The organism is Candidatus Poriferisodalis sp., from assembly GCF_965262965.1.
Lineage (GTDB): Bacteria > Actinomycetota > Acidimicrobiia > Acidimicrobiales > Poriferisodalaceae > Poriferisodalis.
This window is the reverse complement of the sequence record NZ_OZ253573.1, coordinates 1,216,687-1,237,249: the sequence shown is the minus strand read 5'-3', so window position 1 is coordinate 1,237,249 and position 20,563 is coordinate 1,216,687. Positions and strand designations below refer to the sequence as shown.

General features: G+C 65.4%; 21 protein-coding genes, 4 tRNA genes and 2 pseudogenes. 16 read left to right on the top strand and 11 right to left on the bottom strand.

Annotated features, from left to right (window positions below; all coding sequences use genetic code 11):
- Position 1: 1 nt before the first annotated feature.
- Complete coding sequence (locus tag ACQY5K_RS05960; RefSeq protein WP_428120960.1) at positions 2–1,651, top strand: hypothetical protein; 1,650 nt, start codon at positions 2–4, stop codon at positions 1,649–1,651.
- Between the two features lie 20 nt (positions 1,652–1,671).
- Here the strand turns inward: ACQY5K_RS05960 and ACQY5K_RS05955 are convergent.
- Positions 1,672–1,745: transfer RNA gene (locus ACQY5K_RS05955), tRNA-Lys, on the bottom strand.
- 24 nt (positions 1,746–1,769) lie between these two features.
- Positions 1,770–1,845 (bottom strand) — tRNA-His (locus tag ACQY5K_RS05950).
- Positions 1,846–1,943: 98 nt separating this feature from the next.
- Here ACQY5K_RS05950 and ACQY5K_RS05945 point away from each other — a divergent pair.
- From ACQY5K_RS05945 to ACQY5K_RS05920, 6 genes are all read left to right on the top strand, one after another.
- Complete coding sequence (locus ACQY5K_RS05945; RefSeq protein ID WP_428122573.1) at positions 1,944–2,450, top strand: glycine/sarcosine/betaine reductase selenoprotein B family protein; 507 nt, start codon at positions 1,944–1,946, stop codon at positions 2,448–2,450.
- An 18-nt stretch (positions 2,451–2,468) separates the two neighbouring features.
- Positions 2,469–2,957, top strand: a complete 489-nt coding sequence (locus ACQY5K_RS05940; RefSeq protein WP_428120958.1) for a hypothetical protein — start codon at positions 2,469–2,471, stop codon at positions 2,955–2,957.
- A gap of 73 nt (positions 2,958–3,030) precedes the next feature.
- Entirely contained in the window at positions 3,031–3,969 is a 939-nt protein-coding gene (locus ACQY5K_RS05935) for an NUDIX hydrolase (RefSeq protein WP_428120955.1), read from the top strand.
- A 71-nt stretch (positions 3,970–4,040) separates the two neighbouring features.
- A tRNA-Arg gene (locus ACQY5K_RS05930) sits at positions 4,041–4,114 on the top strand.
- 223 nt (positions 4,115–4,337) lie between these two features.
- The gene (gene folE / locus ACQY5K_RS05925) at positions 4,338–4,895 is read left to right on the top strand and encodes a GTP cyclohydrolase I FolE (RefSeq protein WP_428122570.1); all 558 of its coding nucleotides are present in this window, start codon (positions 4,338–4,340) and stop codon (positions 4,893–4,895) included.
- A gap of 181 nt (positions 4,896–5,076) precedes the next feature.
- On the top strand, positions 5,077–7,752 hold the full coding sequence (locus ACQY5K_RS05920) for an ATP-dependent DNA helicase UvrD2 (RefSeq protein ID WP_428120952.1): 2,676 nt from the start codon (positions 5,077–5,079) through the stop codon (positions 7,750–7,752).
- A gap of 99 nt (positions 7,753–7,851) precedes the next feature.
- Here the strand turns inward: ACQY5K_RS05920 and ACQY5K_RS05915 are convergent, their stop codons facing one another.
- Together ACQY5K_RS05915 and ACQY5K_RS05910 are read right to left on the bottom strand one after the other, a co-directional pair.
- Entirely contained in the window at positions 7,852–8,508 is a 657-nt protein-coding gene (locus ACQY5K_RS05915; protein WP_428120950.1) for an NUDIX hydrolase, read from the bottom strand.
- A 47-nt stretch (positions 8,509–8,555) separates the two neighbouring features.
- Positions 8,556–9,398, bottom strand: coding sequence for an LLM class F420-dependent oxidoreductase (locus ACQY5K_RS05910; protein WP_428120948.1), 843 nt, complete (start codon positions 9,396–9,398; stop codon positions 8,556–8,558).
- Between the two features lie 36 nt (positions 9,399–9,434).
- On the opposite strand from ACQY5K_RS05910, the gene ACQY5K_RS05905 reads away from it, so the two are divergent.
- The 6 genes from ACQY5K_RS05905 (at position 9,435) to ACQY5K_RS05880 (ending at position 12,534) form a co-directional block, all read left to right on the top strand.
- Positions 9,435–9,848: a ferredoxin gene (locus ACQY5K_RS05905; protein ID WP_428120946.1), complete on the top strand. Its 414-nt coding sequence runs from the start codon at positions 9,435–9,437 to the stop codon at positions 9,846–9,848.
- A gap of 181 nt (positions 9,849–10,029) precedes the next feature.
- Positions 10,030–10,106: transfer RNA gene (locus ACQY5K_RS05900), tRNA-Pro, on the top strand.
- 219 nt (positions 10,107–10,325) lie between these two features.
- The gene (locus ACQY5K_RS05895; protein ID WP_428120943.1) at positions 10,326–10,757 is read left to right on the top strand and encodes a hypothetical protein; all 432 of its coding nucleotides are present in this window, start codon (positions 10,326–10,328) and stop codon (positions 10,755–10,757) included.
- Complete coding sequence (locus tag ACQY5K_RS05890) at positions 10,754–11,692, top strand: ADP-ribosylglycohydrolase family protein (protein WP_428120941.1); 939 nt, start codon at positions 10,754–10,756, stop codon at positions 11,690–11,692. Before ACQY5K_RS05895 ends, ACQY5K_RS05890 begins: the two co-directional genes overlap by 4 nt.
- A gap of 168 nt (positions 11,693–11,860) precedes the next feature.
- Entirely contained in the window at positions 11,861–12,100 is a 240-nt protein-coding gene (locus ACQY5K_RS05885; RefSeq protein ID WP_420627031.1) for a hypothetical protein, read from the top strand.
- A complete protein-coding gene (locus tag ACQY5K_RS05880; RefSeq protein WP_428120939.1) occupies positions 12,097–12,534 on the top strand; it encodes a TA system VapC family ribonuclease toxin in 438 nt (145 codons plus the stop codon). The genes ACQY5K_RS05885 and ACQY5K_RS05880 overlap by 4 nt, the downstream gene beginning before the upstream one ends.
- A 207-nt stretch (positions 12,535–12,741) precedes the next feature.
- On the opposite strand, the gene ACQY5K_RS05875 is transcribed toward ACQY5K_RS05880, so the two are convergent.
- Positions 12,742–13,248, bottom strand: coding sequence for a hypothetical protein (locus tag ACQY5K_RS05875; RefSeq protein WP_428122868.1), 507 nt, complete (start codon positions 13,246–13,248; stop codon positions 12,742–12,744).
- Positions 13,249–13,316: 68 nt separating this feature from the next.
- Here ACQY5K_RS05875 and ACQY5K_RS05870 point away from each other — a divergent pair.
- Positions 13,317–13,897: pseudogene (locus ACQY5K_RS05870) on the top strand (transposase); the annotation flags it as partial.
- Here ACQY5K_RS05870 and ACQY5K_RS05865 read toward each other — a convergent pair.
- Both ACQY5K_RS05865 and ACQY5K_RS05860 read right to left on the bottom strand, forming a co-directional pair.
- Positions 13,802–14,194: a DNA adenine methylase gene (locus ACQY5K_RS05865; protein ID WP_428120937.1), complete on the bottom strand. Its 393-nt coding sequence runs from the start codon at positions 14,192–14,194 to the stop codon at positions 13,802–13,804. The pseudogene ACQY5K_RS05870 and the gene ACQY5K_RS05865 sit on opposite strands and share 96 nt — an antisense overlap.
- 364 nt (positions 14,195–14,558) lie before the next feature.
- Positions 14,559–14,798: pseudogene (locus tag ACQY5K_RS05860) on the bottom strand (aldehyde dehydrogenase family protein); the annotation flags it as partial.
- Between the two features lie 120 nt (positions 14,799–14,918).
- On the opposite strand from ACQY5K_RS05860, the gene ACQY5K_RS05855 reads away from it, so the two are divergent.
- Both ACQY5K_RS05855 and ACQY5K_RS05850 read left to right on the top strand, forming a co-directional pair.
- Entirely contained in the window at positions 14,919–15,209 is a 291-nt protein-coding gene (locus tag ACQY5K_RS05855) for a hypothetical protein (protein WP_428120935.1), read from the top strand.
- Positions 15,196–15,609: a PIN domain-containing protein gene (locus ACQY5K_RS05850; RefSeq protein WP_428120933.1), complete on the top strand. Its 414-nt coding sequence runs from the start codon at positions 15,196–15,198 to the stop codon at positions 15,607–15,609. Before ACQY5K_RS05855 ends, ACQY5K_RS05850 begins: the two co-directional genes overlap by 14 nt.
- Before the next feature lie 42 nt (positions 15,610–15,651).
- On the opposite strand, the gene ACQY5K_RS05845 is transcribed toward ACQY5K_RS05850, so the two are convergent.
- The 4 genes from ACQY5K_RS05845 to ACQY5K_RS05830 all read right to left on the bottom strand — a co-directional run bounded on the left by ACQY5K_RS05845 (position 15,652) and on the right by ACQY5K_RS05830 (position 20,473).
- Entirely contained in the window at positions 15,652–17,481 is a 1,830-nt protein-coding gene (locus ACQY5K_RS05845; protein WP_428120930.1) for an SWIM zinc finger family protein, read from the bottom strand.
- A gap of 11 nt (positions 17,482–17,492) precedes the next feature.
- Complete coding sequence (locus ACQY5K_RS05840) at positions 17,493–17,726, bottom strand: hypothetical protein (RefSeq protein ID WP_428120928.1); 234 nt, start codon at positions 17,724–17,726, stop codon at positions 17,493–17,495.
- Positions 17,727–17,788: 62 nt separating this feature from the next.
- Positions 17,789–18,880: an AAA family ATPase gene (locus tag ACQY5K_RS05835; RefSeq protein WP_428120926.1), complete on the bottom strand. Its 1,092-nt coding sequence runs from the start codon at positions 18,878–18,880 to the stop codon at positions 17,789–17,791.
- Positions 18,881–18,976: 96 nt separating this feature from the next.
- Positions 18,977–20,473, bottom strand: a complete 1,497-nt coding sequence (locus ACQY5K_RS05830; protein WP_428120924.1) for a CoA-acylating methylmalonate-semialdehyde dehydrogenase — start codon at positions 20,471–20,473, stop codon at positions 18,977–18,979.
- Positions 20,474–20,563 lie beyond the last annotated feature (90 nt).

Genomic DNA, 20,563 nt, shown 5'->3' with positions numbered 1-20,563 from the left:
CGTGACCATGGATGCATGCACGGGCCGGAACCGGACAGCTCTCGCGAGCGGCCGCTTCTACTCGCCCCGGTGGTCGCCTGAGGGTACGCGCATCGCCTACGTGAAGTCCGACCAACTTGGCGTCGTGGACATCGACGGAACCAACGCGCGCATCCTGACGGGCGGCGCGCACAACGCAGGCTTGGCATGGTCGCCCGATGGCACCCAGATTGCGTATGTGAGCGGCGATAACCGTGAGTCCGACATTCGCATCATTGAGGTAGACGGGATTCGCTCCTTCCAGCTGACCAACGCGCCGGGACCGGAGGTGGAACCCGCCTGGTCACCAGACGGCGAGCGCATTGCGTATGGAACGTTCAACCACGAGGGAAATCGACTCGTTGACATGGAGATCCGCGTCACCGGTGTGAGCGGCGCGCCGGTCGGCGTCTCTCAGACATGCATGCCTCCGGGCCCGACGTCGCTCACGACTGCAGGTTTCCCGCTGCCTGCGTGGGCGCCACCGGCAGTCGGATCGTTGCGCATTGCCGTTCTCTTCGCCGACTTCCCCGATTTCGGGGCGAACCACAGCACCGAGGAGGAGGCCGAAGGGGGTTTGCCGTTCATGACGCGCTATCTCGAAGTGGTCAGCTACGGCCAGCTTGACATCACGACAACGGTGCGACATGGCTGGCTGCGATTGGCCCATCCACGTGGCGACTACATCACCGAAGTGCCCCCGGATGAGCACGGCGAAGCGCGTGACGTCGAGACGCGAGACCTCTTCGGCGAGATCGTCGCCGCGGCAGATCCGGGATTTGACTTTGCCGGATCCGACGTCGTTCTCATCGTGTTCCCGAGCAGCCATTTCGGCGGCGGTCTGGCGCGCAGCAGCCATACGGCCGACAGCACCGAGATGCAGCTGGCAGTGGCCAACATCTTTCGAGCGGGCCTCGAGACGGGGCCGCGCCCCTGGGGATCGACCGGGGCTCATGAGATCGGTCACACGCTCGGCCTGACCGATCTCTACCCCTACGACAACGAGCATCAACGCTCGGACATTGCGAGCGACAGGGTCTGGGTGCGCACCGTCTTCGGTCGCATGAACCTCGTTTCGTACTTCGAAGCCTCGGCAACTGATCCCCAGCTCGAAGAAGCACATCGAAATGCTGACGGCACGACATCTCGGTTGTATGGATCGCCGCTGATCTTTGAAGAGATGTTGGCGTGGAGCCGATGGCAGCTGGGTTGGCTCGACGACGAGGAGGTGCTCTGCGTCACTGAGCCGTCCGCCACAGTCGAGCTTGACCCCGTCGCTGCTCCCCGCGGCGGCACGGTCATGGCCGTCGTTCCCTTGACGTCCAATCAGGTGCTGGTGGTGGAGAGCCGTCGCCGGCTCGGGTTCGACGCCGTCCAGCCCTACACGGACCCTGCCGGCACGCGCATCACCCCAGCGGGCCTTCCCGCCGAAGGCGTGCTCGTCTACACCGTCGACGCCTCATTGGGAGCAGGCGACTTGCCGATCAAGGTCGCGGGGGACAGCGGCAATGGCACCGTCGACGAGTTCCCGCTGCTGGAAAACGGCGACTCCGTCACTGTTCGCGGGTACACCGTGTCCGTCACCGCGGATACGGGACGCATACACACGGTCAGCATCCGCAAGGGCTCTTGATCGCCCGCCTTGCCGATTTGTACGCCCCCTGGGACTTGAACCCAGAACCTGCGGATTAAGAGTCCGTTGCTCTGCCAAATTGAGCTAGAGGCGCATGTCGTGCGGGCGGATGCCTGCGGGCGGATCGAGGGGAATCGAACCCCCGGCCTCCAGTGCCACAAACTGGCGCTCTAACCGACTGAGCTACGACCCGCAAGAGTGGTCAAGGATGCCACGGGCGACACAGGGTTGCTACCGGTTTCAGGGTGTTCTCGTGCCAAGCTCAGTGCCGAGCGCGTACCGTGGAGTCGTGATGACACAGACCGTCGGGCCAAGACAACCGCCGATCGAGTACATCGGGCGTATCACTGCCCAATACGCAGGGCTGGGATACGGCGAGTACCGATGGCTCCACAGCGAAGAGCCGCCCGCGTGGGCACCGCTGGAACGGCCGATCTCGGAATGCCGGATCGGAATGATCGCCACGGGCGGCATCTACTCGGTCGGACAGACGGCGTTCCACTACCGCGACGACGCGACCTATCGAGCGATTCCTACCGATGTCGACGTCGCTGCGCTGCGCGCCACACACTTCGCTTACGACGTGACCGATGCCCGCACGGACATCAACTGCGTCTTCCCGATCGATGCGCTCCGCTCGATGCGCGACGCCGGTGAGATCGGAGAGCTCGGACCGAACGCCTACACGCTCATGGGCGGCATCTACAGCACTCGACGGGTGCGCGAAGAGCTCATCCCCGAGTTGGTGAAGCGCTGCCAGGCGGACGAGCTCGACGCGGTGCTGCTGGTGCCGGTCTGACCGGTCTGCCATCAGACCGTGGGTCTGATCGCACGAGCCATTGAGGCCGAGGGAATCCCGACACTGTCGATGTCGAGCGTCCGGGACATCACCCGCGCTGCTTGGCCGCCACGGGCGGTGTTTCTCGACTACCCGCTTGGGCACACGTCCGGCCGGGCGCGCGATACGAAGCTGAATCTCGCGATCCTGCGAGAGACCTTTGCGGCGTTCGAGAACCTCCGGGTACCTGGCTCGATGGCGCATCTGCGCCACCGCTGGTCGGATTCGGACCGCTGGAAGGACAAAGTGTTCGCTCCGGCGGGTGGCAGCTTCGCAAAGACCGCGGACGGGCTGCCCGCCTCCGCCGTGCCGACCGACGACAAGGCGAGTGCCGAGAGCCTCGCGTACGACGACGATCGGGTCGCGCGGCATCCGACGCCGCAATACCAGACCGACGAGGACGCGGCAGCGGCTCGGGCCAGCCACGATGGCGAGGAGTGCCTCGTGTGCGCGGGGATCGACTTCTGAGTCGGTCGCCGAGTCGAGCCCTGCGCCATCGACGGGATCTCCAGCTTCTGGGTCGCAAGATAGTGGGACGCCAGTGAGCGAGCAATCCGAGCGTCGAGCTTCGACGGGGTCCGCGTCGCCTGGGACCGGCGGCGACTATGACCCTGAAGCAATCGCCGTGCGTGACGCGGCGACGGTGATGATCCTCGCAGGCGACGACGATCCCCACGTGCTCATGCTGAAGCGCAACGCTCGGTCGATCTTCGTGGGCGATATGTGGGTGTACCCCGGCGGCGCCGTCGACCCGCACGACGCAACGGCGCTCGCCGATGCCACCGTGTCAGGGCTCACTGGCGCCGAGGCGTCGTACCAGATCGGCATCGACCGCGGCGGCATCGCGTTCTGGGTTGCAGCTCTGCGAGAGACCTTCGAAGAAGCCGGCATCTTGCTGGCTCACCACGATGATCCCGCTGGTGTGGAGGATCTGAGGGATCTTCCGTCGGGCATCATCGACCTGTCGCCACCCGATGTGACGGCACGATTCTCCGGCTATCGCGACCAGGTGAATGCCGGCACCCGTGACTTCATCGAGACAGTGCGCAGCGAAGACTTGCTTCTCGACGGCAACGATGTCCATTTCATCGGGCGCTGGGTGACGCCGATGGGCCCGCCGCGTCGCTATGACACCCGGTTCTTCCTGACGGCGATGCCCGATGGGCAGGTGCCGCTGGCCGACAACGACGAAGCCGTCGACCACCAGTGGGTCCGACCAGCAGATGCGATCCGACGCAATGAATCCGGCGACATGGTCATGATGACCCCCACTATCGGCATGCTCCACCGTCTCGCCCGTTTCAGCACGATCGCAGATGCCGTCGCAGCTGCGGCTCGGGGGACACCCGCTGATGACGAGCATGTCCGCATCCGCTTCGACAACGAGGGACCGAATCGGATCGCCTTCCCCGGAGATCTCGACTACGACTCAGCGGACGGCAGAATCGAGACCGGAATCCTTCGCTGGCCGTCTCAGTAGCACTCCCGGTCGTCGAAGCTGCGCGAAGACGGTGGGGCAGCTCAATATCAGTGGCAGCATGGGGTCTCGTGGCCCCCGTGGCGCAACTGGACAGCGCAGCGGGCTTCTATCCCGCCGGTTGCAGGTTCGAGTCCTGCCGGGGGCGCAGCGACGCTCGCGCAGCAGCGCGGCGGCCCGACACCAGGAGCGCGACGAGAACTCAGATGGGTGTCGCGCTCAACCGAAGGTAGGTTCCGTCCGTGGCTCATTCCGCAGACACCGATGGCGCTCGCGATGCAGTCGTGGCAGCCCCGGAAAATTCGACAGCCGACCCAGGCCGCAATGGCGCGCCTGAGGGGACCGGCAAGGTGACGGACGCACCAGTCGATATGGCACGCATCGAGCACGCCGTGCGCGAGATCCTGGAGGCAATCGGCGAGGATCCTGACCGCGACGGGCTCGTCAAGACTCCCAAGCGGGTCGCTCGCATGTATGCCGAAGTCTTCGCTGGCCTGCGGGAAGACCCCGAACACCACCTACAGGTTCAATTCGAGACCGGCCACGACGAGATGGTCATGGTGCGCGACATTCCCTTCTATTCGATGTGCGAGCACCACTTGCTGCCGTTTGTCGGGCTCGCGCACGTTGCCTACATTCCCGGTGAACGGGGCACGATCACGGGGTTGTCGAAGCTGGCTCGACTCGTCGAGGCCTACGCCCGCAGACCCCAGGTGCAAGAGCGGCTCACCACCCAGGTCGCCGACAAGATCGTGGAAGTGCTCGAGCCCCGTGGAGCGCTCGTGGTCGTCGAGGCCGAGCATCAGTGCATGTCGATGCGCGGCGTCCAAAAGCCCGGATCGCTGACGATTACCTCGGCGGTTCGCGGCCAGTTCCGCATGACAGCCACTCGCGCGGAGGCGATGCAGCTCATCGGCATCGGCCGCTGACCAGTTCGCAGGCGAAACCGGTCGAGTTCCTGACGGTTCCGCCGATTCGATGAGCGCAAACGCAGCCGACTTCGCAGGTCCGCCGCTGTTGGGACGTAGCGTGATGGTTCGGCCAGGCCAACCCGCGCCGGCTCCGTGGCAGGATTGTGAACGACTGCGCGTGCAGCCTGACGCGTTCACTATGGAGGTCGGGCGTGCCCTGCGCGATGCCTGGCTGACACGGACACCTCTGGTGGTGGAACTCGACGGTGAGGTGCCCAACCCCGCGACCGTATGGGAGGCCCGCTGGTGGGAGCTCAGCGTCGGCATGACGACGCGAGCCGAAGTTCTCGCGCACCTGCTGTCCGCCAACATCGTGGATGCTCGGGATCCGCGCCGCGCCCGGTTTGCCCCCGTCGAGGCAGCCGTGTCGCTCGGAGCACGGATCTGCGCAGGTTCCGACGAGGGCGACGTCGTGACGGACGGCGGGCCGGCGTGGTGCGACGGGGGACCACTGGACGCGTTCGATCTCACCCATGGCGTTGTTCCCGCCGCAAACCTCGCCGCGGGGAGCCTGGCAGTGCTTCGGCCCTGCACGCCTGAGGCGGATCTGGCCCACGACCAGCGCGCCGCCGTCGGCCATCTCGGCGGTCCGGCGTGCATCGTCGCCCCCGCAGGCTCGGGCAAGACCCGGGTGCTCACCGAACGAGCGCGCTATCTCGTCCGAGACCTCGGAGTGACGCCGGGCGCGGTGTGCTTGGTGGCGTTCAACGTCCGCGCACGTGCAGAGATGCAGCAGCGAACATCGGATCTCGACGGCCTCGAAGTCCGCACGCTGAACAGCCTCGCGCTGGCGATCTGCAACGGCTCCAGGCCGTTTGCGCGGCCTGCGCGCCATGGCCGGGTCGACGTTGTCGATGAGATGGGCGTCCGGGCGCGACTCGACGGCCTTGTCAAGCGGAAACGGCGGGCCATGACCGATCAGCTCGCACCGTGGCTGGAAGCGCTCAGCGTTTCCCGGCTGGGTCTTCACGATCCTGTCGATGCGGAGCGGGCATTCCAGCCCGATGTGCCCGACTTCGCCACCATCGCGCCGCACTACGTTGACGGTCTCGCTGCCGACGGCCTCGTCGATTTCGACCAGCAGATCATCCGTTCCATCGAGATCCTGCTGGCCGATCCCGCTGCACGCGCCACCGCACGCCGAGTGTGCGGCGTGCTGCTGGTGGACGAGTTTCAGGACCTCACACCGGCCCACCTGCTGCTCGTCCGTCTGCTCGCTGGTCCGCGCGCCGACGTGTTCGGCGTGGGCGATGACGACCAAACCATCTACGGCTATTCGGGGGCGTCACCTCGCTGGCTCATCGACTACGAGACGTATTTTCCTGGTGCCCAACGGCACCCGTTGCATGTCAACTACCGCTGCCCACCCGCAGTCGTCGACGCCGCTGTCCATTTGCTGTCGCACAACCGGGAGCGCATCGACAAACAGATCAAGGCCGCACCGACGAACGTCAGCGCCGACGCAGCGAACGCTCTTCAGTTCGCTGCCGGGGTCGATGCGGCGACGAAGCTCAGGGACACGATCACGGCTCTGGTTGATGGCGGTGCCCGGCCAGCCGACATCGCCGTGTTGACACGGGTCAACAGCACGTTGTTGGTGCCGCAGATCTTGCTCGCCGACATGGGCGTTGCCGCTGATGCGCCATTGGGGCGGGGCTTTCTGGAGCGCACTGGGGTGTCGGCCGCGTTGGCCTGGCTGTCGCTCGCAGTGGCGCCGAGGCGGGAGCTGCCAGCTCAAGCGCTGTCGGATGCGGCGCGCCGTCCGCCGCGTGGCATCTCCCCGCGGGTCATCGAGTGGATCGGCGAGCAGCGCAGCGTCCGGGAAGTGCGGGCCTTGGCAGGTCGGCTGAGCGATGAGCGTTCCGCGCGCAAGGTGGACGAATTCGCCGACGATGTCGAGATGTTGCTGCAGCGCGTCGACGATGGGCGTCTGGGCACACAGCAGATCCTGGAGGTCGTCCGCGACGAGCTTGGCCTTGGGGGGAGCCTCGACACGCGCCTTGACGCGTCCCGCCGATCAGTGGACCGCTCGGCGCACGGCGACGACTTGCGCGCACTCATCTCACTAGCGCATCTGCACCCCGACCCAGCGGGCTTCAGCAGTTGGCTGGAGAGTCGGCTTTCTGGATCGGGCACCGGCGATGCAACAGGCTTCGGAGTTGACGACTACACGGCGCGAGGGCGCACCGGCGACTGGGGGACAGCACGGCGCGGGGGCGTTCGGTTGGCGACGGTGCACAAGGTCAAGGGGCTCGAGTGGCCCCATGTCATCGTGTACGAGGCCTCGGCGGGCTTGATGCCGCACCGCCTCGCCCACGATGTCGAGGAAGAACGACGCGTCTTTCACGTTGCTCTGACGCGTTGCTCGGAATCGGTGACGCTCGTCAGCGATGATCCGCCGTCGGCCTTCCTGCGAGAGATGCGCGAGATGGCACCGCCGCTGCCGTCGTCGTCGGCGAGCCCGATGCCCGGTTCGTTGCCCGGTTTCGGGGGATCGAGCAGGGCCATGCCGGAGCGCGGCACCGCTAGTGCCTCTATCGGCAACGGTTCGCAGGCCGCTTCGGCGCGGGTCAAACCGGTGCCGCCGACCGATCCGCGTGGCGCGGCATTGTTCGAGTCGCTGCGTGCATGGCGACGCGAGCGCAGCCAGGCCGACGGTGTGCCCGCCTACCGCGTGTTCTCAGATGCGGTGCTGATCGAGCTGGCCGTTCGGTGCCCGACCTCCGATGCGGAGCTGCTCGCGGTACCCGGCATCGGACCGGCGAAGCTCGCTGCATACGGCGCGGATGTTGTCGCCGTTCTCGCACAAGCGTGAGGCTGAAGACCGCAGACCAACCTCCCAGAGCCCGTGTGAGGTCTGCGCCGAGCGGCCGTGGCTGCGGCTGGGGTCGCTCGGCGTCAGCCAGCGACGGGGCTAGACCGCGAGCGGGCCCTGGCCAGCCAAGAATCGCTGGGCCATCACCATCAGCACCACCCAGTACTCAGTGCCGGGCACGAGATCGTTGAGCGTCACCTCGGCGATGATTTCGTGTGCGTCGGCATGGCCCGCCGCTGCGACGCCCTCGACGGTGATTGGCGGCCCGTCTTCGAGCAGCGTGAGGAACGGCACAATCGGCACGTCGAACACTGCATCGACCTCGTCGCGAGCGATCGCATAGTCCGCCAGCGAGCGGTCATCACGCAGCAGGTACACGCTGATCAGCTCGCAGTTCAGCGTGCCCTCACCACTGTTGTCCGCCAATCTGCGGATGCCGAGCGGCACCAACTCGCTGCGGTCCGGAGCAACGCCAAGCTCCTCGGTCAGTTCTCTCACTCCATCGAGCGGAGTTTCCCCGGCGGCCAGGTGCCCTGCCGCGCTGATGTCGAGCAGCCCCGGAAAGGCCGCCTTGGCGCGTGATCGTCCTTGCAGGACCGCAGTCGGCACGCCGTCGCGCAGCGTCACGATGAGGCAGTGGAAGACGCGGTGCCAGTCGCCGCGCTCATGAACCTCTGCCCGCGGCGCGGTGCCAAGGCGCCGCCCGAACTCGTCGGTGAAGTCTAAGAGTTCCACCCCTGGGGCGCTGTCGGTCATCGAGCCATTGTCCCCGCTGGCGCTTCCAGCGGCGACCATGCCAGCGGCTACAGCAGCTCGGCGTACTTGTCCAGGATCGGCAGCACGGTGTCGGCAGGCGCCGGCGGCAGGGCCAGCACCACCCGGGTGCAACCCAGTTCGGCCAAGCTGTCGAGGACTTCGGGCTTGGGGGGCGTACCGAACTGCCCGATCTCGATCTCGTCGGGATCGCGGCCCGCTTCGATCGCAGACTCCCGGATCTGCTTGACCGGAACGTCCAGGTCGTAGCGGCCTGAGATCGGCATCCAGCCGTCGCAGAACTCCACGATGTCGGCGATGGTGCGCGGACCTGCGGCGCCGCCCAGGATGACCTTCGGGCCGCCTTCCTGCACAGGCTTGGGCCATTGCCATGACGAGTCGATGTTCACCCAGTCGCCGTGGAACTCGGCCTCCTCCTTGGTCCACAACTCGCGCACGGCCAGCATCGTCTCGCGGGTCACGGCGCGCCGGTCGGTGTACTTCACGCCGTGGTGGGCGAGTTCTTCCTTGTTCCAGCCATAGCCGATGCCCAAGATGAACCGACCATTCGAGATCCGGTCGACGGTGGCGGCTTCCTTGGCCAGCCAGATCGGATCGCGCTGGGCAACGAGCGTGATCCCCGTGCCGAGCATGATGTTCTCGGTCACCGCCGCGGCGGCACCCAGCGATACGAACTGGTCGTGCGTGCGCCAGTACTCCTCGGGCAGCGGAGGTGCTCCCTCGCGGCCGCCCCACGGCGTCTCGCGGCTGGTGGGGATGTGGCTGTGCTCGGGGAACCACAGCGACTCGAAGCCCCGTTCCTCGGTGGCCTTGGCCAACTCGACTGGCCCGATGGCCTTGTCGGTGGGAAACATCATCACGCCGATTTTCACGGTGGTCCTCCTGGTGATTGGCGAACGTGGCCGGTCATGGCCGCCGCTGAGAGTAACGGCCACGAGTCGGACGTGCCCGGTTGCGCACCGGCAGTGGTGCGTACGTCGTTCCAGCAGCGCCGAGTGACGTCGGGCGTTACAGCGGCGTGGCGTAGCGTGTTGCCGGATCTCCAGGAGCACAATGCGTGGGCACCTAGCGGTTGCCGCCGAGCAACGTGCGGGCTCGACGACCTGGGGGCCCGACGACTTGGAGGCAGAGTGAAGATCACCATCGACGTCGAGAAGTGCATCGGCAGCGGGTCATGCGAGATGATCGCCCCGGGCATCTTCGAGGTGGGCAACGACGGTCTCGTGCAGCTGCTGGACGACAGCCCCAGTGCCGAGCAGCACGGCGCGGTGCGAACAGCGGCAGCGAGCTGTCCCACGCAAGTCATCTCGGCTGACGACTGAGCCCCGACGCAGATCAGGGCCCGACCGCAATACAAAGCGCCGGACGGCGTGACGCGACCGGGTAGCACCACAACCCGACACAGCACCGCTCACCCCAGAAACGACACAGGCCGATCGGACCGCCACCGGTACGCTCGAAAGCGAGAGCTGGCCCGCCAGCACTCCGTCAACTCTTCAGACTCGGGAAGTGGCGCAGCTTGGTAGCGCACCTGCTTTGGGAGCAGGGGGTCGTGGGTTCAAATCCCGCCTTCCCGACCAGTGGCGAAACAGGCATTCACAGACTGACGAGTGATTCCGACTGGCCGGCGGCGGAGCTTGCCGGGTGCGAGGCGACCAATGACGGTGGACATGTGCGGTGCTTGTAGCTGTCATCAACTGCCGGCGAACACCTATTGGGTCGATCATGGCCGCTTCCTAGCGGGCGAGTATCCGGGGGCGCCAAGCCGGAACGAAGCTGCCTAGAAGTTGAGGATTCTGTTGAAGGCCGGAATCAGCCACTTCATCGACCTGACCGAGCCGTATGAAGGATTGGCGCCCTACGCCCCGATTGCTGCGGAAGAAGCCAGCCGACTCGGCACGCCATTCCAGCATTCCCGGCATTCCATCGTTGATCTAGATGTGCCGCCCAGCCCCCAAGACACTGCCGAGATTCTCGATGTGATTGACGAGGCCATAGGTGCGGGCAAGACGGTCTACGTGCATTGTTGGGGGTGGCGTTGGCAGAACCGGCACAGTGGTCGGCTGCTGGCTGGTGCGCCATGGCCGGACGGGCGAGCAGGCTCTCGACCAAATCGCGACGTGGTGGACGGGCATGGAGAAGGCATACCGCACGCCTCGCTCGCCGGAAATGCCGTAGCAACGCGAGTACGTCCGCAACTGGAGCGAACCAGTCTCGGGCGGGCCGCGTGAGTGATTCCACACCCCGGGATCGATTCCGGGGATGTCTGCTCGGACTTGCCGCAGGTGATGCGCTGGGCACCACGCCGGAGTTCAAGAATCCCGGCTCGTTCGACCCGATCGATGACATGGTCGGCGGCGGTCCGTTCCGCCTGATGCCAGGCCAGTGGACCGACGACACCTCGATGGCGTTGTGCTTGGCCACCAGCCTGGTCGAGTGCGGCGGGTTCGACCCGACCGATCAGATGCAGCGTTACGTGCGCTGGTGGCGCGAGGGCTACCTGTCCAGTACGGGGGATTGCTTCGACATCGGGATCACCGTCAGCGGAGCGCTGTCGCGGTTTGTCCAGCACGGCGACCCGTACGCAGGATCCACCGACCCCATGAGTGCCGGGAACGGTTCGCTAATGCGGCTCGCACCGGTGCCCATGTACTACGCGGGCCACGCTTCGGAGGCCATCGCCATGGCCGCCGACAGTTCACGGGTCACACATCAGGCGCCCGAAGCGGTCGATGCCTGCCGCTACTTCACTGGCCTGCTGGTCGGAGCTTTGCAGGGCGTCAACAAGCAAACGCTGCTGTCCCCGGGCTATTGCCCCGTCGAAAGACTCTGGGAGCACGACCCCCTAGCCGAGAAGATTGCGCTCGTTGCCGGTGGATCGTTCAAGGACCGTGACCCACCGCACATCAAGGGAACGGGCTACGTCGTCGACGCTCTTGAAGCGGCGTTGTGGGCCTTCCACCGCTCCGATGGCTTCCGCGAGGGCGCCTTGCGTGCCGTGAACCTCGGTGACGATGCCGACACGACCGGTGCCATCTACGGCCAGGTAGCCGGTGCCCACTACGGAGCGGAGGCGATCCCGGCGACGTGGCGGGCCAAGCTCGTCATGGCAGACGAAATCACCTCGCTGGCCGACCGCCTCTACGACCAGGCCAAATTGGCTTGAGTCCTGACCCCTTGCACCAGAGTCATTACCGCTGGGTTTGTCTCCTCATGGTTTAGCTGCCAACGGCGTAGGACTCCTTAGGGCGGTGTCGAGCTTGAGGTGCTCATGGAGCAGCTCGTCGTAGGTGTATGGAGCCATATCTGCATATCTCGCGATATGGTTGTGTATGTGAAAACGACGATCAACTTGCCCGATGGGCTTGCAGACATGGCGAAGCGCCGCGCCGCAGAGCGTGGGTGCACCTTCACGGCTCTGGTCGTTGAAGGTCTTCACCACGTACTGAGCGAGGTGTCGGAGGTTCGCCGGGCGCCGCTGCCGATATGGGGCAGCGCAAGTGATCAGGTTCTCGTCGATCCCGCAGACAAAGAGGCACTCGGCAGCGCCCTTGACGCCGACGGCTGGAAATGATCTGCCCAGACGTCAATGTGCTGGTGTATGCCTACCGTGGCGATCTCGACGAGCACGAGATGTTCCGTCGCTGGCTGGACGCTGCGCTTGAGGGTCCAGAACCATTCGGTCTCGTCGACGTAGTCCTCACCGGGTTTCTCCGTGTCGTGACGAATCGCCGGGTATTCGCGAATCCTGCTCCCACCACAGCCGCCCTCTCATTCGTGGATGCGTTGCGCGCTGCGCCGGCTGCCCGGCAGTTGCAGGTGACCGAGGCGACCTGGCGCCAGTTCTCGCAATTCGCTGAACGCGACTCATTCATCGCCGGCAACCTTGTGCCTGATGCTTGGATCGCCGCGTTGGCCATCAGCAACGGTGCCCGCGTCGCCACCGCCGACGCCGGTTTCGCTCGCTTCGACGGCCTGTCGTGGTTCAACCCGGCGCACGCCACATGAGTTCGCGCTCCCAATCGAGGCGACCTCACGAGTGGAGGCCGGAATGGCGGGGTACCAAGCGCCTGGACGACGTGCTGAGCGAAATCGCAGCGTCGGCTGGCGGCTTCCAGACGGCCGACAACCTGTCTCGCGATGAGCTGTACGAGCGTGGTGCGTTCCGCTGATGCGGAGGTCTGCCCCCAAGGCAGGTCCGGCGCTCAGCGACACTCAATTGCGGGAACTTTGTGCACAAATCGAATCGTTGCGGAAAGTGCTGTGCGTTTGGTGCGCCAATGGGCGCTCAGCGTGGCGGTGCTCGCGACCCGGTTCGGCCTTTGGTGTCGTTGAGTGGCCGAGTCGGGGCTGGAGCCGGTAGCGGCCGGTGTCGGGTTCGAGGATCAGTTTGGTTATCGCATCAGCGGTGCGCTGGGCGGGTGTGCGTCGTGCTGCGGGGCCTTCGTTGCGGAACAGGTGCCGCTCCGTCGCCGCGATGACCGTGGCCACCCGGGCGCCGGTGACCGGGTCGAGTTCAACGTTGAGCACGACCATGCCGTTGTCACGGCTCGTGAACACCCGCCCCGAGCGTGCCCGGCGCTGCTGCACGAGCCGCGCTCGCCGTGGCAGCGGCCCACCAACGAGCACACCAACGGGCTGCTGCGCCGATGGCTCCCAAAAGGCACCAATCTCGACATCGGACAACTGCGCCTTGCGGTCATCGAGGACAACCTCAACCACATGCCACGTCGACTCCACCACTGGCAATCAGCCGCCGACATCTACACTCAACTGACTTGCAACCACCGCTAGAGCTTGCCGACCCTTTGTGGGTGGGTGGCCGTCCCCGCCGGATCACGACTGACGATGATGCGTTCATCGTGGAGACGGCCCGCACCCGCCCGCGCAAGCTGGGCCAGCCGTTCACGCGGTGCAGCGTCCGCAAGCTTGTGGCGTATCTGGCCGACAACCCGACCCGGGTGGTGCGCGTCGGTCGGCAGCGGCTGCACGAGATCCTCTCCGAACCATCCGCGCCCGGCGCCCTGACGGCGGCTGGGTCTATGTGATCCTGGACGACCTGTCCGCCCACAACCGCACCGACATCGCCAGATGGGCCAAGCGCAACAACGTCGAGCTGTGCTTCACACCGACCTACAGCTCATGGGCGAACCCCATCGAAGCGCACTTCGGGCCGCTGCGCGAGTTCGTGCTCAACAACTCCGACCACCCCGACCACACCGTGCTCACCCGCGCGCTGCACGCCTGCCTGCGCTGGCGCAACGCCAACAAACGCTCACCCGAACTGCTCGCAGCCCAACGACGCGAACGAGCCAGAACCCGCGCCGAAAAACAACACCGCTGGGGCAGACCCACCGAAGCAGCCGCATGACCAAAGCGCGCAAACGTTTGCGGACACAGCACTAGTGAGATTCTGCAAGTGAGTGTCAAACTCGGGTTTGAGGTCCTCGATCAAGTCGGCCGCAACCGCCTTCTGAGTGGACGCGTAGCGCGCCCGCAAGAAGTGGCCAAGAAATGTGCTGACATCGTTCATGAGCACTGACGCAGTGTCCTGCAGGGCACCGGTCACGGCGCCCGTACCACAGAACAGATCACCGACCCGTCCCGGCTCTGGTAGCTCTTCGATGAGGTCGACGACTAACGGCGCGAGAAAACGCTTGGTCCCCATGTAGCGGATCAATGTTGCCTTCCAAGCCCAAGTAACGGTCGTATCATCTGTCGCGTCTCGCGGTGCCTGGCCTCACGAGGAAGACGCACCGGAGTCGTGGGCCTCTGCTTGCTGTGCTTTGGCTCACAGCCAGTCGGGGCCGGCTCGGGCAGGAATAGCGTCATGCATTCACAACATACTCAGATGCTGGCTATCAGTTCTACGATTTGTCGACCGATGGCGCAAGAGGATGCGATTCAACGGATTCGGGAGCGCAGCGCGGCTCTCAGCACCACTACCGACCCGTAGCTCAGGAAGACTCCCGCCTTCCCGACCAGGTGGCCGTCGCGGGCGTGTTTGACTCCCGGACTGAGTCGGTGAAGACTCAGCGGGCTGTCGGAAACCCCAGGTCGACGCCGCGATCGGCTGGGCCGGGCCAGTGCTCGGTGACTGCGTTGAGCCGCGTGTAGAAGCGGATGCCTTCGGGGCCGTGCATGTGGTGGTCGCCGAACAGCGAATCCCTCCAGCCGCCGAACGAGTGGTATGCCATCGGCACCGGGATGGCCACGTTGACGCCGACCATCCCGACCGAGGCTTCCTGCAGGAACCGCCGTGCCGTCGCGCCTCCGCACAGCGCCTTCGGACTCGCTTGTACGCAGGCGCAGGGGCGGCGAGACAGGCTGACATCTCTGGTTCACAGACAACATGATTCACAGTTACTGTGATGCACAGGAGGGTGATGGACATGCGAAACATCACGGTGGCAATTGACGACGACACGCACCGGTTGGCGCGCATTCGCGCTGCTGAGCTGGACACCTCGGTGTCTGCGCTGGTTCGCGGCTACCTCAGGCGTCTCGCAAGTGGCGATGGCGGCGTGCTCGATGACGACGAGAACCCGCCTGAGACGGCACAGCAGCGGCGGAGCAGGCACCTTGACGACGTGCTGAGCGTCATAGCTGCGTCAGCCGGCGGCTTCCGGACGGCTGACAATCTGTCGCACGAAGAACTGTACGAGCGCAGTGCGTCTCGTTGACACGAACGTCCTGCTCTATGCGGCAAGTCCCGCGCCCGACGATGCCGCCAAGCACGGACTCGCCGTGGCGCTGCTCAAGCAGCCCAACTTGGCGCTCTCGGTGCAGGTGCTGGCCGAGTTCTTCGTTCAGGCGACGCGACGCAGCCGTCCCCATGCCCTCAGTGCCGAACTGGCGCTGCGTTTTCTCAGCGTCTTCGACGACTTCCCGGTCCAGCCGATCACGGTTGAGGTCTTTCGTGCAGGCGTGTCGCTCAGCCAACGCTTCGGATTGTCCTACTGGGATGGCGAGATTCTTGCTGCTGCGCAGGCATTGGGCTGCGATGCCGTGTACTCCGAGGACATGAGCGCACAGCAGGACTACGACGGCTTGCGGATCATCAACCCATTCGTCGAGCAGTGACGGCCATCGAAGCGCCCGGGTGCCGCAGATCGCCCGGCGGGATCACCAACCGGCGCGGTCGAGCAGCTCCTTGAGCCGGCGCTTCGCCCGGTGCTCAGTCCGGATGCGTTGCAGCAGCGAATCGAACAATTCCGGCTCGCCCGCATCGGCTGCCAGACGCTGAATTCGAGACATCAGATCGACGGCGGACTTGTATTGGTTGGCCCTCTTGCGGTCGATGATCGCCAGCGCCGCCGAGGCATAGACCGTGATCGAGTCACGAGGTGAGCGTTGCTCTCGCTCCCTCGCGAGCGCCATCCACATCTGGCTGCTCGTGCCCAGCTGCACAGCCATGTCCCATGCTTGCTGAGCGTGACCTTCGAAGAGCAGGATCTCCGTCAAGATGACTGCTGCTGCGGGCGCGGCGGAAGCGTCGTCAGACATGACGTCTTCGGGCACCGAACCATCAGCCGGCGCCCCGTAAGCCAGCAACGTGTTATCAGCGCTCGGATCGAGCCGACTGAGCAGATGCTTGCGGATTCGGCTCAGCCAGTCGACACCGGTGTCCTCCTGCTTCAGGCGGCGGTAGTTGCTCAGCGACGGACTCGCCTCAAACGTCTTCCAGTACAGATCGACGGCGGCTTCGGTCTCTCCCCGCTCGCGCAGCTTGCGAGCCAGAAAATAGCGGGTATTGCCGGCATGCCTTGAGCCGTGCCCCGTGCCTGACAGACCCCGGCGGGCCCACTCGACAGCTTCGTCGTCACGGCCGGCCCGTTCGAACGCAGCGGCGATCTCGACCATGTCGGTGGGGCGAATTCGCTCGCGCCGGTGCGCCTCGACGAGTGCGTCGGGGTCGTCCATGGCAAGCGCCCAACCGATCATCGCTTCACGCAGGCGGGAAACGTCCGACGACCAGCCGTCGTCTTTGGGGTCGATCTGCCGCCATTGGGGCTCGATTGCACGGCGGAACGCGGTCAGCCCTGAGGGGCCGAGCACGTCCGCATATGTCACTGCCGACCGGTAGAATCCGTCCAGTTCTGACGTCGTCTCGAGCTTCGCGAGGCGCTTCGCCAGCTTGACCGGGTCTGATGTGCTCTGTTCGCACGCCTGAAGATGCAGATCCGCCAGTCGGTCGGATATGGCCGTCAGCCACCCGTCAGAGTCGTCCACAAGGCCCATCGCCGTGTCCGCCTGCCTGTGCGCATATTCAGCGAGCTGCGCTACTGCGGGGCCATGGCCTGCATCGCAGAGATCCACCATCGCGTCGATCATTTCGTCGACAATTTCTGCCCATTCGTGAACTTCGTGATAGCTCACATGACGCCCGGCATCGAAAACGCCCCTGATCCGCTGACGCCATTCATCCAAATCCGGCCCTATGCCTTGCTCGGACCTTGCTTCGAGCAGCAGGCGTTCGCGTAAGCGCCAATCGTCGGCAGCCTGCTGCAGAACGATCTCTGCCAGCCGTTCGACGTCGAGCCGGTGCACGAACCCCTCGAGCAGGGGGACATCAGGGTCGGCGCTTCGGCTGCGCTGCGACGGCCGCGTTGGCTCGCTCGCGCCTTCGGGACGCTCGCCGGTGCGCAGCAGCGACAACGCCACGGCGACGCAATGCTTGCAGAACGAGCCGTCTTCGGCCGCAGGGCACGAGCACGACCAGTGCAGCGTGTCGGCGTCGAGCCACAACTCGACGTCGTACGGCATTGTTCCGCGCACCGTCGCGCGCACCCCTTTGTCGCTCGCTGCCGCCGATTCCACCCGACGGTCGTTCAGGTATCCGACCCCTCGCTGAAAGGAGCGCAGACCGGCGAGTTCGCCGATCATGTGTTCGTCGAGCACTTCGTCCAGTTCGTCTGAACGACTCGATCCGCTCAGTTCCCCGATATCGGTCACGACCTGATTTCCTAGTCGATGGCACCGAAGTCACGATGTTCGTGCAATCCGGCCGAGTGACGGGCCATCCCGCCGTCTCGGGTGAACAGCGCCACACCGTTGCCGAACTGGTTGTTCTCGATGAGCTCCATTGCCCCTTCGAACGAGTCCCCCCGCACCAGGCACGGCACCGCCCCCTCGAATTCCACCTCGAAATAGCCAACCTCAGTGCCGCCCAGCTCGAAACCGGGCAACAGACTTGACACGAGATACCACTGCACGGATCGTCCCTGCTTGGATGCGCAGACCCGCGAAACGGCGCCGGGCGTCAGATAGGAAAGCGGCGGCGGAGCCAGTCGGCGAGGAGCGGGTCGATGACTTCGAGTCGCTCTTGGGCGCGGCGCACGATGCCGTTGCCGATCAGTTTCTCGGCGGCGTCTTGGGCGCTGCCGGGGGGAAGCTCAAGTGCCGACGCAGCGGCGCCGTAGATACTGCCGCCCGCAGCGATGGCTCGCAGCGTCTTTTGCTGGCCGGTTGGCAGCAGGCTGAAGATACGTTCGGAGGCTGCGTCGACGTTGGTGCGCACCTCGGCGAGTGCCGCCTCCCATGCCGGCATATCGGCCGTCTCGCCCGGCTCGACACGTCTCCAGAGGGCATCTGCGAGTTGCATGGCACGTTGGGGGTGCCCGGCGGCGAACGCAACGATCCGGCTGGTGATTCCTCCGGTGTGCCGCTGCGTGGTCTCGAAGCCGTCTTCGACGATGTGGCCGACGGCGGCGTCGCTGAGCGGTCCGATTTCCACGAGGTCGGCTTGAGCGAAGAAGGGCTGGGTCTGCTCGCCGAACAGCGCTTGCATCGTTGAGGGTTCCGAGCCAGCGAAGACGATGCCGAGCGACTGGAAGTGATGCTGCAGCTCGGTCCGCAGCACCCCCGCGCCTCCTTGGATGTTGGCGATGCCTGAGAACTCGTCGAATACGACGAACAGGTCGTGACGCTGCGCTGCTGAGGTGAGCACTCCGAGCAGGTTGCGCAACGACAACACTGGGTCCGGACGATACTTGGGGCTGCGAGTGAGCTCGACGCCTAGCACTCCGATGCGCAGCGCCACCGTGGCAGCGATGGAGTCGAGCGCTCGGCGTACGGGACCGGCGACGGACGCGAGACCGCGGTCGACCGCCGCGGCGAAGTCGGCCATCGACGTGAGCTGGTAGAGGTCGATCCACACAGGTTGTGGGCCGATGGCAGCCAAGTCGGCCGCGACGCGCTTGAGCAGGCTTGTCTTGCCGAAACGTCGCGGCCCCACCAACGCGGTCAACCGCCGATCCGCGATTCGCTGGGCGAGATCGACAGCGAGGCTCTCGCGGCCTGTCACCTGCTCGGGTCGCAACGGTCCGTGATGCGGAAACGGACTCCGGTCCATGCCGCGAGCATACTCGGAAATTTTGAGCAAAAATACTCGGAAAAATAGAGCAATATGGCCGCGATATGGCTATGGGCGATAGCGGGCACTGCTCCCTCAGCGAGCCGTCGGGAACCCCAGATCGACGCCGCGATCGGCTGGGTCGGGCCAGTGCTCGGTGACCGCTTTGAGCCTTGTGTAGAAGCGGATGCCTTCGGGTCCGTGCATGTGGTGGTCGCCGAACAGCGAATCCTTCCAGCCACCGAACGAGTGGTACGCCATCGGCACCGGAATGGCCACGTTGACACCGATCATCCCAACCGGGGCTTCGCGCCGGAACCGCCGGGCCGCACCGCCGTCACGAGTGAACAGCGCCACGCCGTTGCCGTATTGGTTGTTTTCGATGAGCTCCATCGCTTCTTCGAATGACTCCACGCGCACCACACACAGCACCGGTCCGAAGATCTCGTCCTCGTACACCTTCATTTCGGTGGTGACCTCGTCGAGCAAGGTGGGCCCGACCCAGTAGCCGTTCGGGTGGCCGTCCACCACGAGGCCACGGCCGTCACGTACCAGGACTGCGCCTTCGGATTCGCCCAAGTCGATGTAGCTGAGCACGCGATCACGGTGCTCTGCGGTGACGAGCGGGCCCATGTCGACGGCCTCGGCACCTAGCCCGGGGCCGATGCGTAGCGCGTCGATCCGCTCGCAAATCGCCTCAGACAAATCGTCGGCGATTGCCCCCACCGCCACGACCACCGAGATGGCCATGCAGCGCTCGCCCGCAGAGCCGTAACCCGCCGACACGGCGGCGTCAGCGGCCTGGCCGATGACGGCATCGGGCAACACGATCATGTGGTTCTTGGCACCGCCGAGCGCCTGCACTCTCTTGCCGGACATCGACGCAGTACGGTGCACGTGCCGGGCGATCGGCGTAGAGCCAACAAAGCTCACGGCGTCAACCCCAGGGTGCTCGCACAACCCGTTCACCGCATCGGCGTCGCCATGCAGCACGTTGAACACGCCGTCGGGGAGCCCGGCTTCGGCGAACAGCTCGCCGATGCGAACCCCGACCGAAGGGTCCTTTTCGGACGGCTTCAGGATGAACGCGTTGCCGCAGGCGATAGCCACCGGGAACATCCACATCGGCACCATCGCGGGGAAGTTGAACGGCGTGATGCCCGCCACCACGCCGACCGGCTGGCGGACGGTGTAGGCGTCATGCTCGGTGCTGATGTCGTCAGTGCGCTCGCCCTTGAGCAACTGGCCGGCGCCGCAGGCGAACTCCACCACCTCGATCCCTCGCCGAATCTCGCCGAGGGCGTCGGCTCGCACCTTGCCGTGCTCGGCCGAAACCATCTCGGCCAACTCGAGGCGGTGCTCCTCGAGCAGTTCGCGGAACGCGAACATGATCGCAGCACGCGACGAGATCGAAGCCTCCCGCCAGGTGTCCGACGCTGCGCGCGCCGCGCCCACGACTGCTTCCACGTCGGCCGCTGATGCCATAGGCACCTCTGCGATGACGGTTCCCGTGACCGGGTCGGTCACCTCGAACGTCGTCTTCGGTGAGCCCTGTGTACGTTGCCCGCCGATCCAGTGGTCGATCTGCCTCATTGAAGATCCTCCTTGCAGGACGGCTCTACCGCACCGGTGCTGGAAATCGCTACGGTGCGCCGGCCCCGGGCCGTTGAGTCTTGCTCCCTC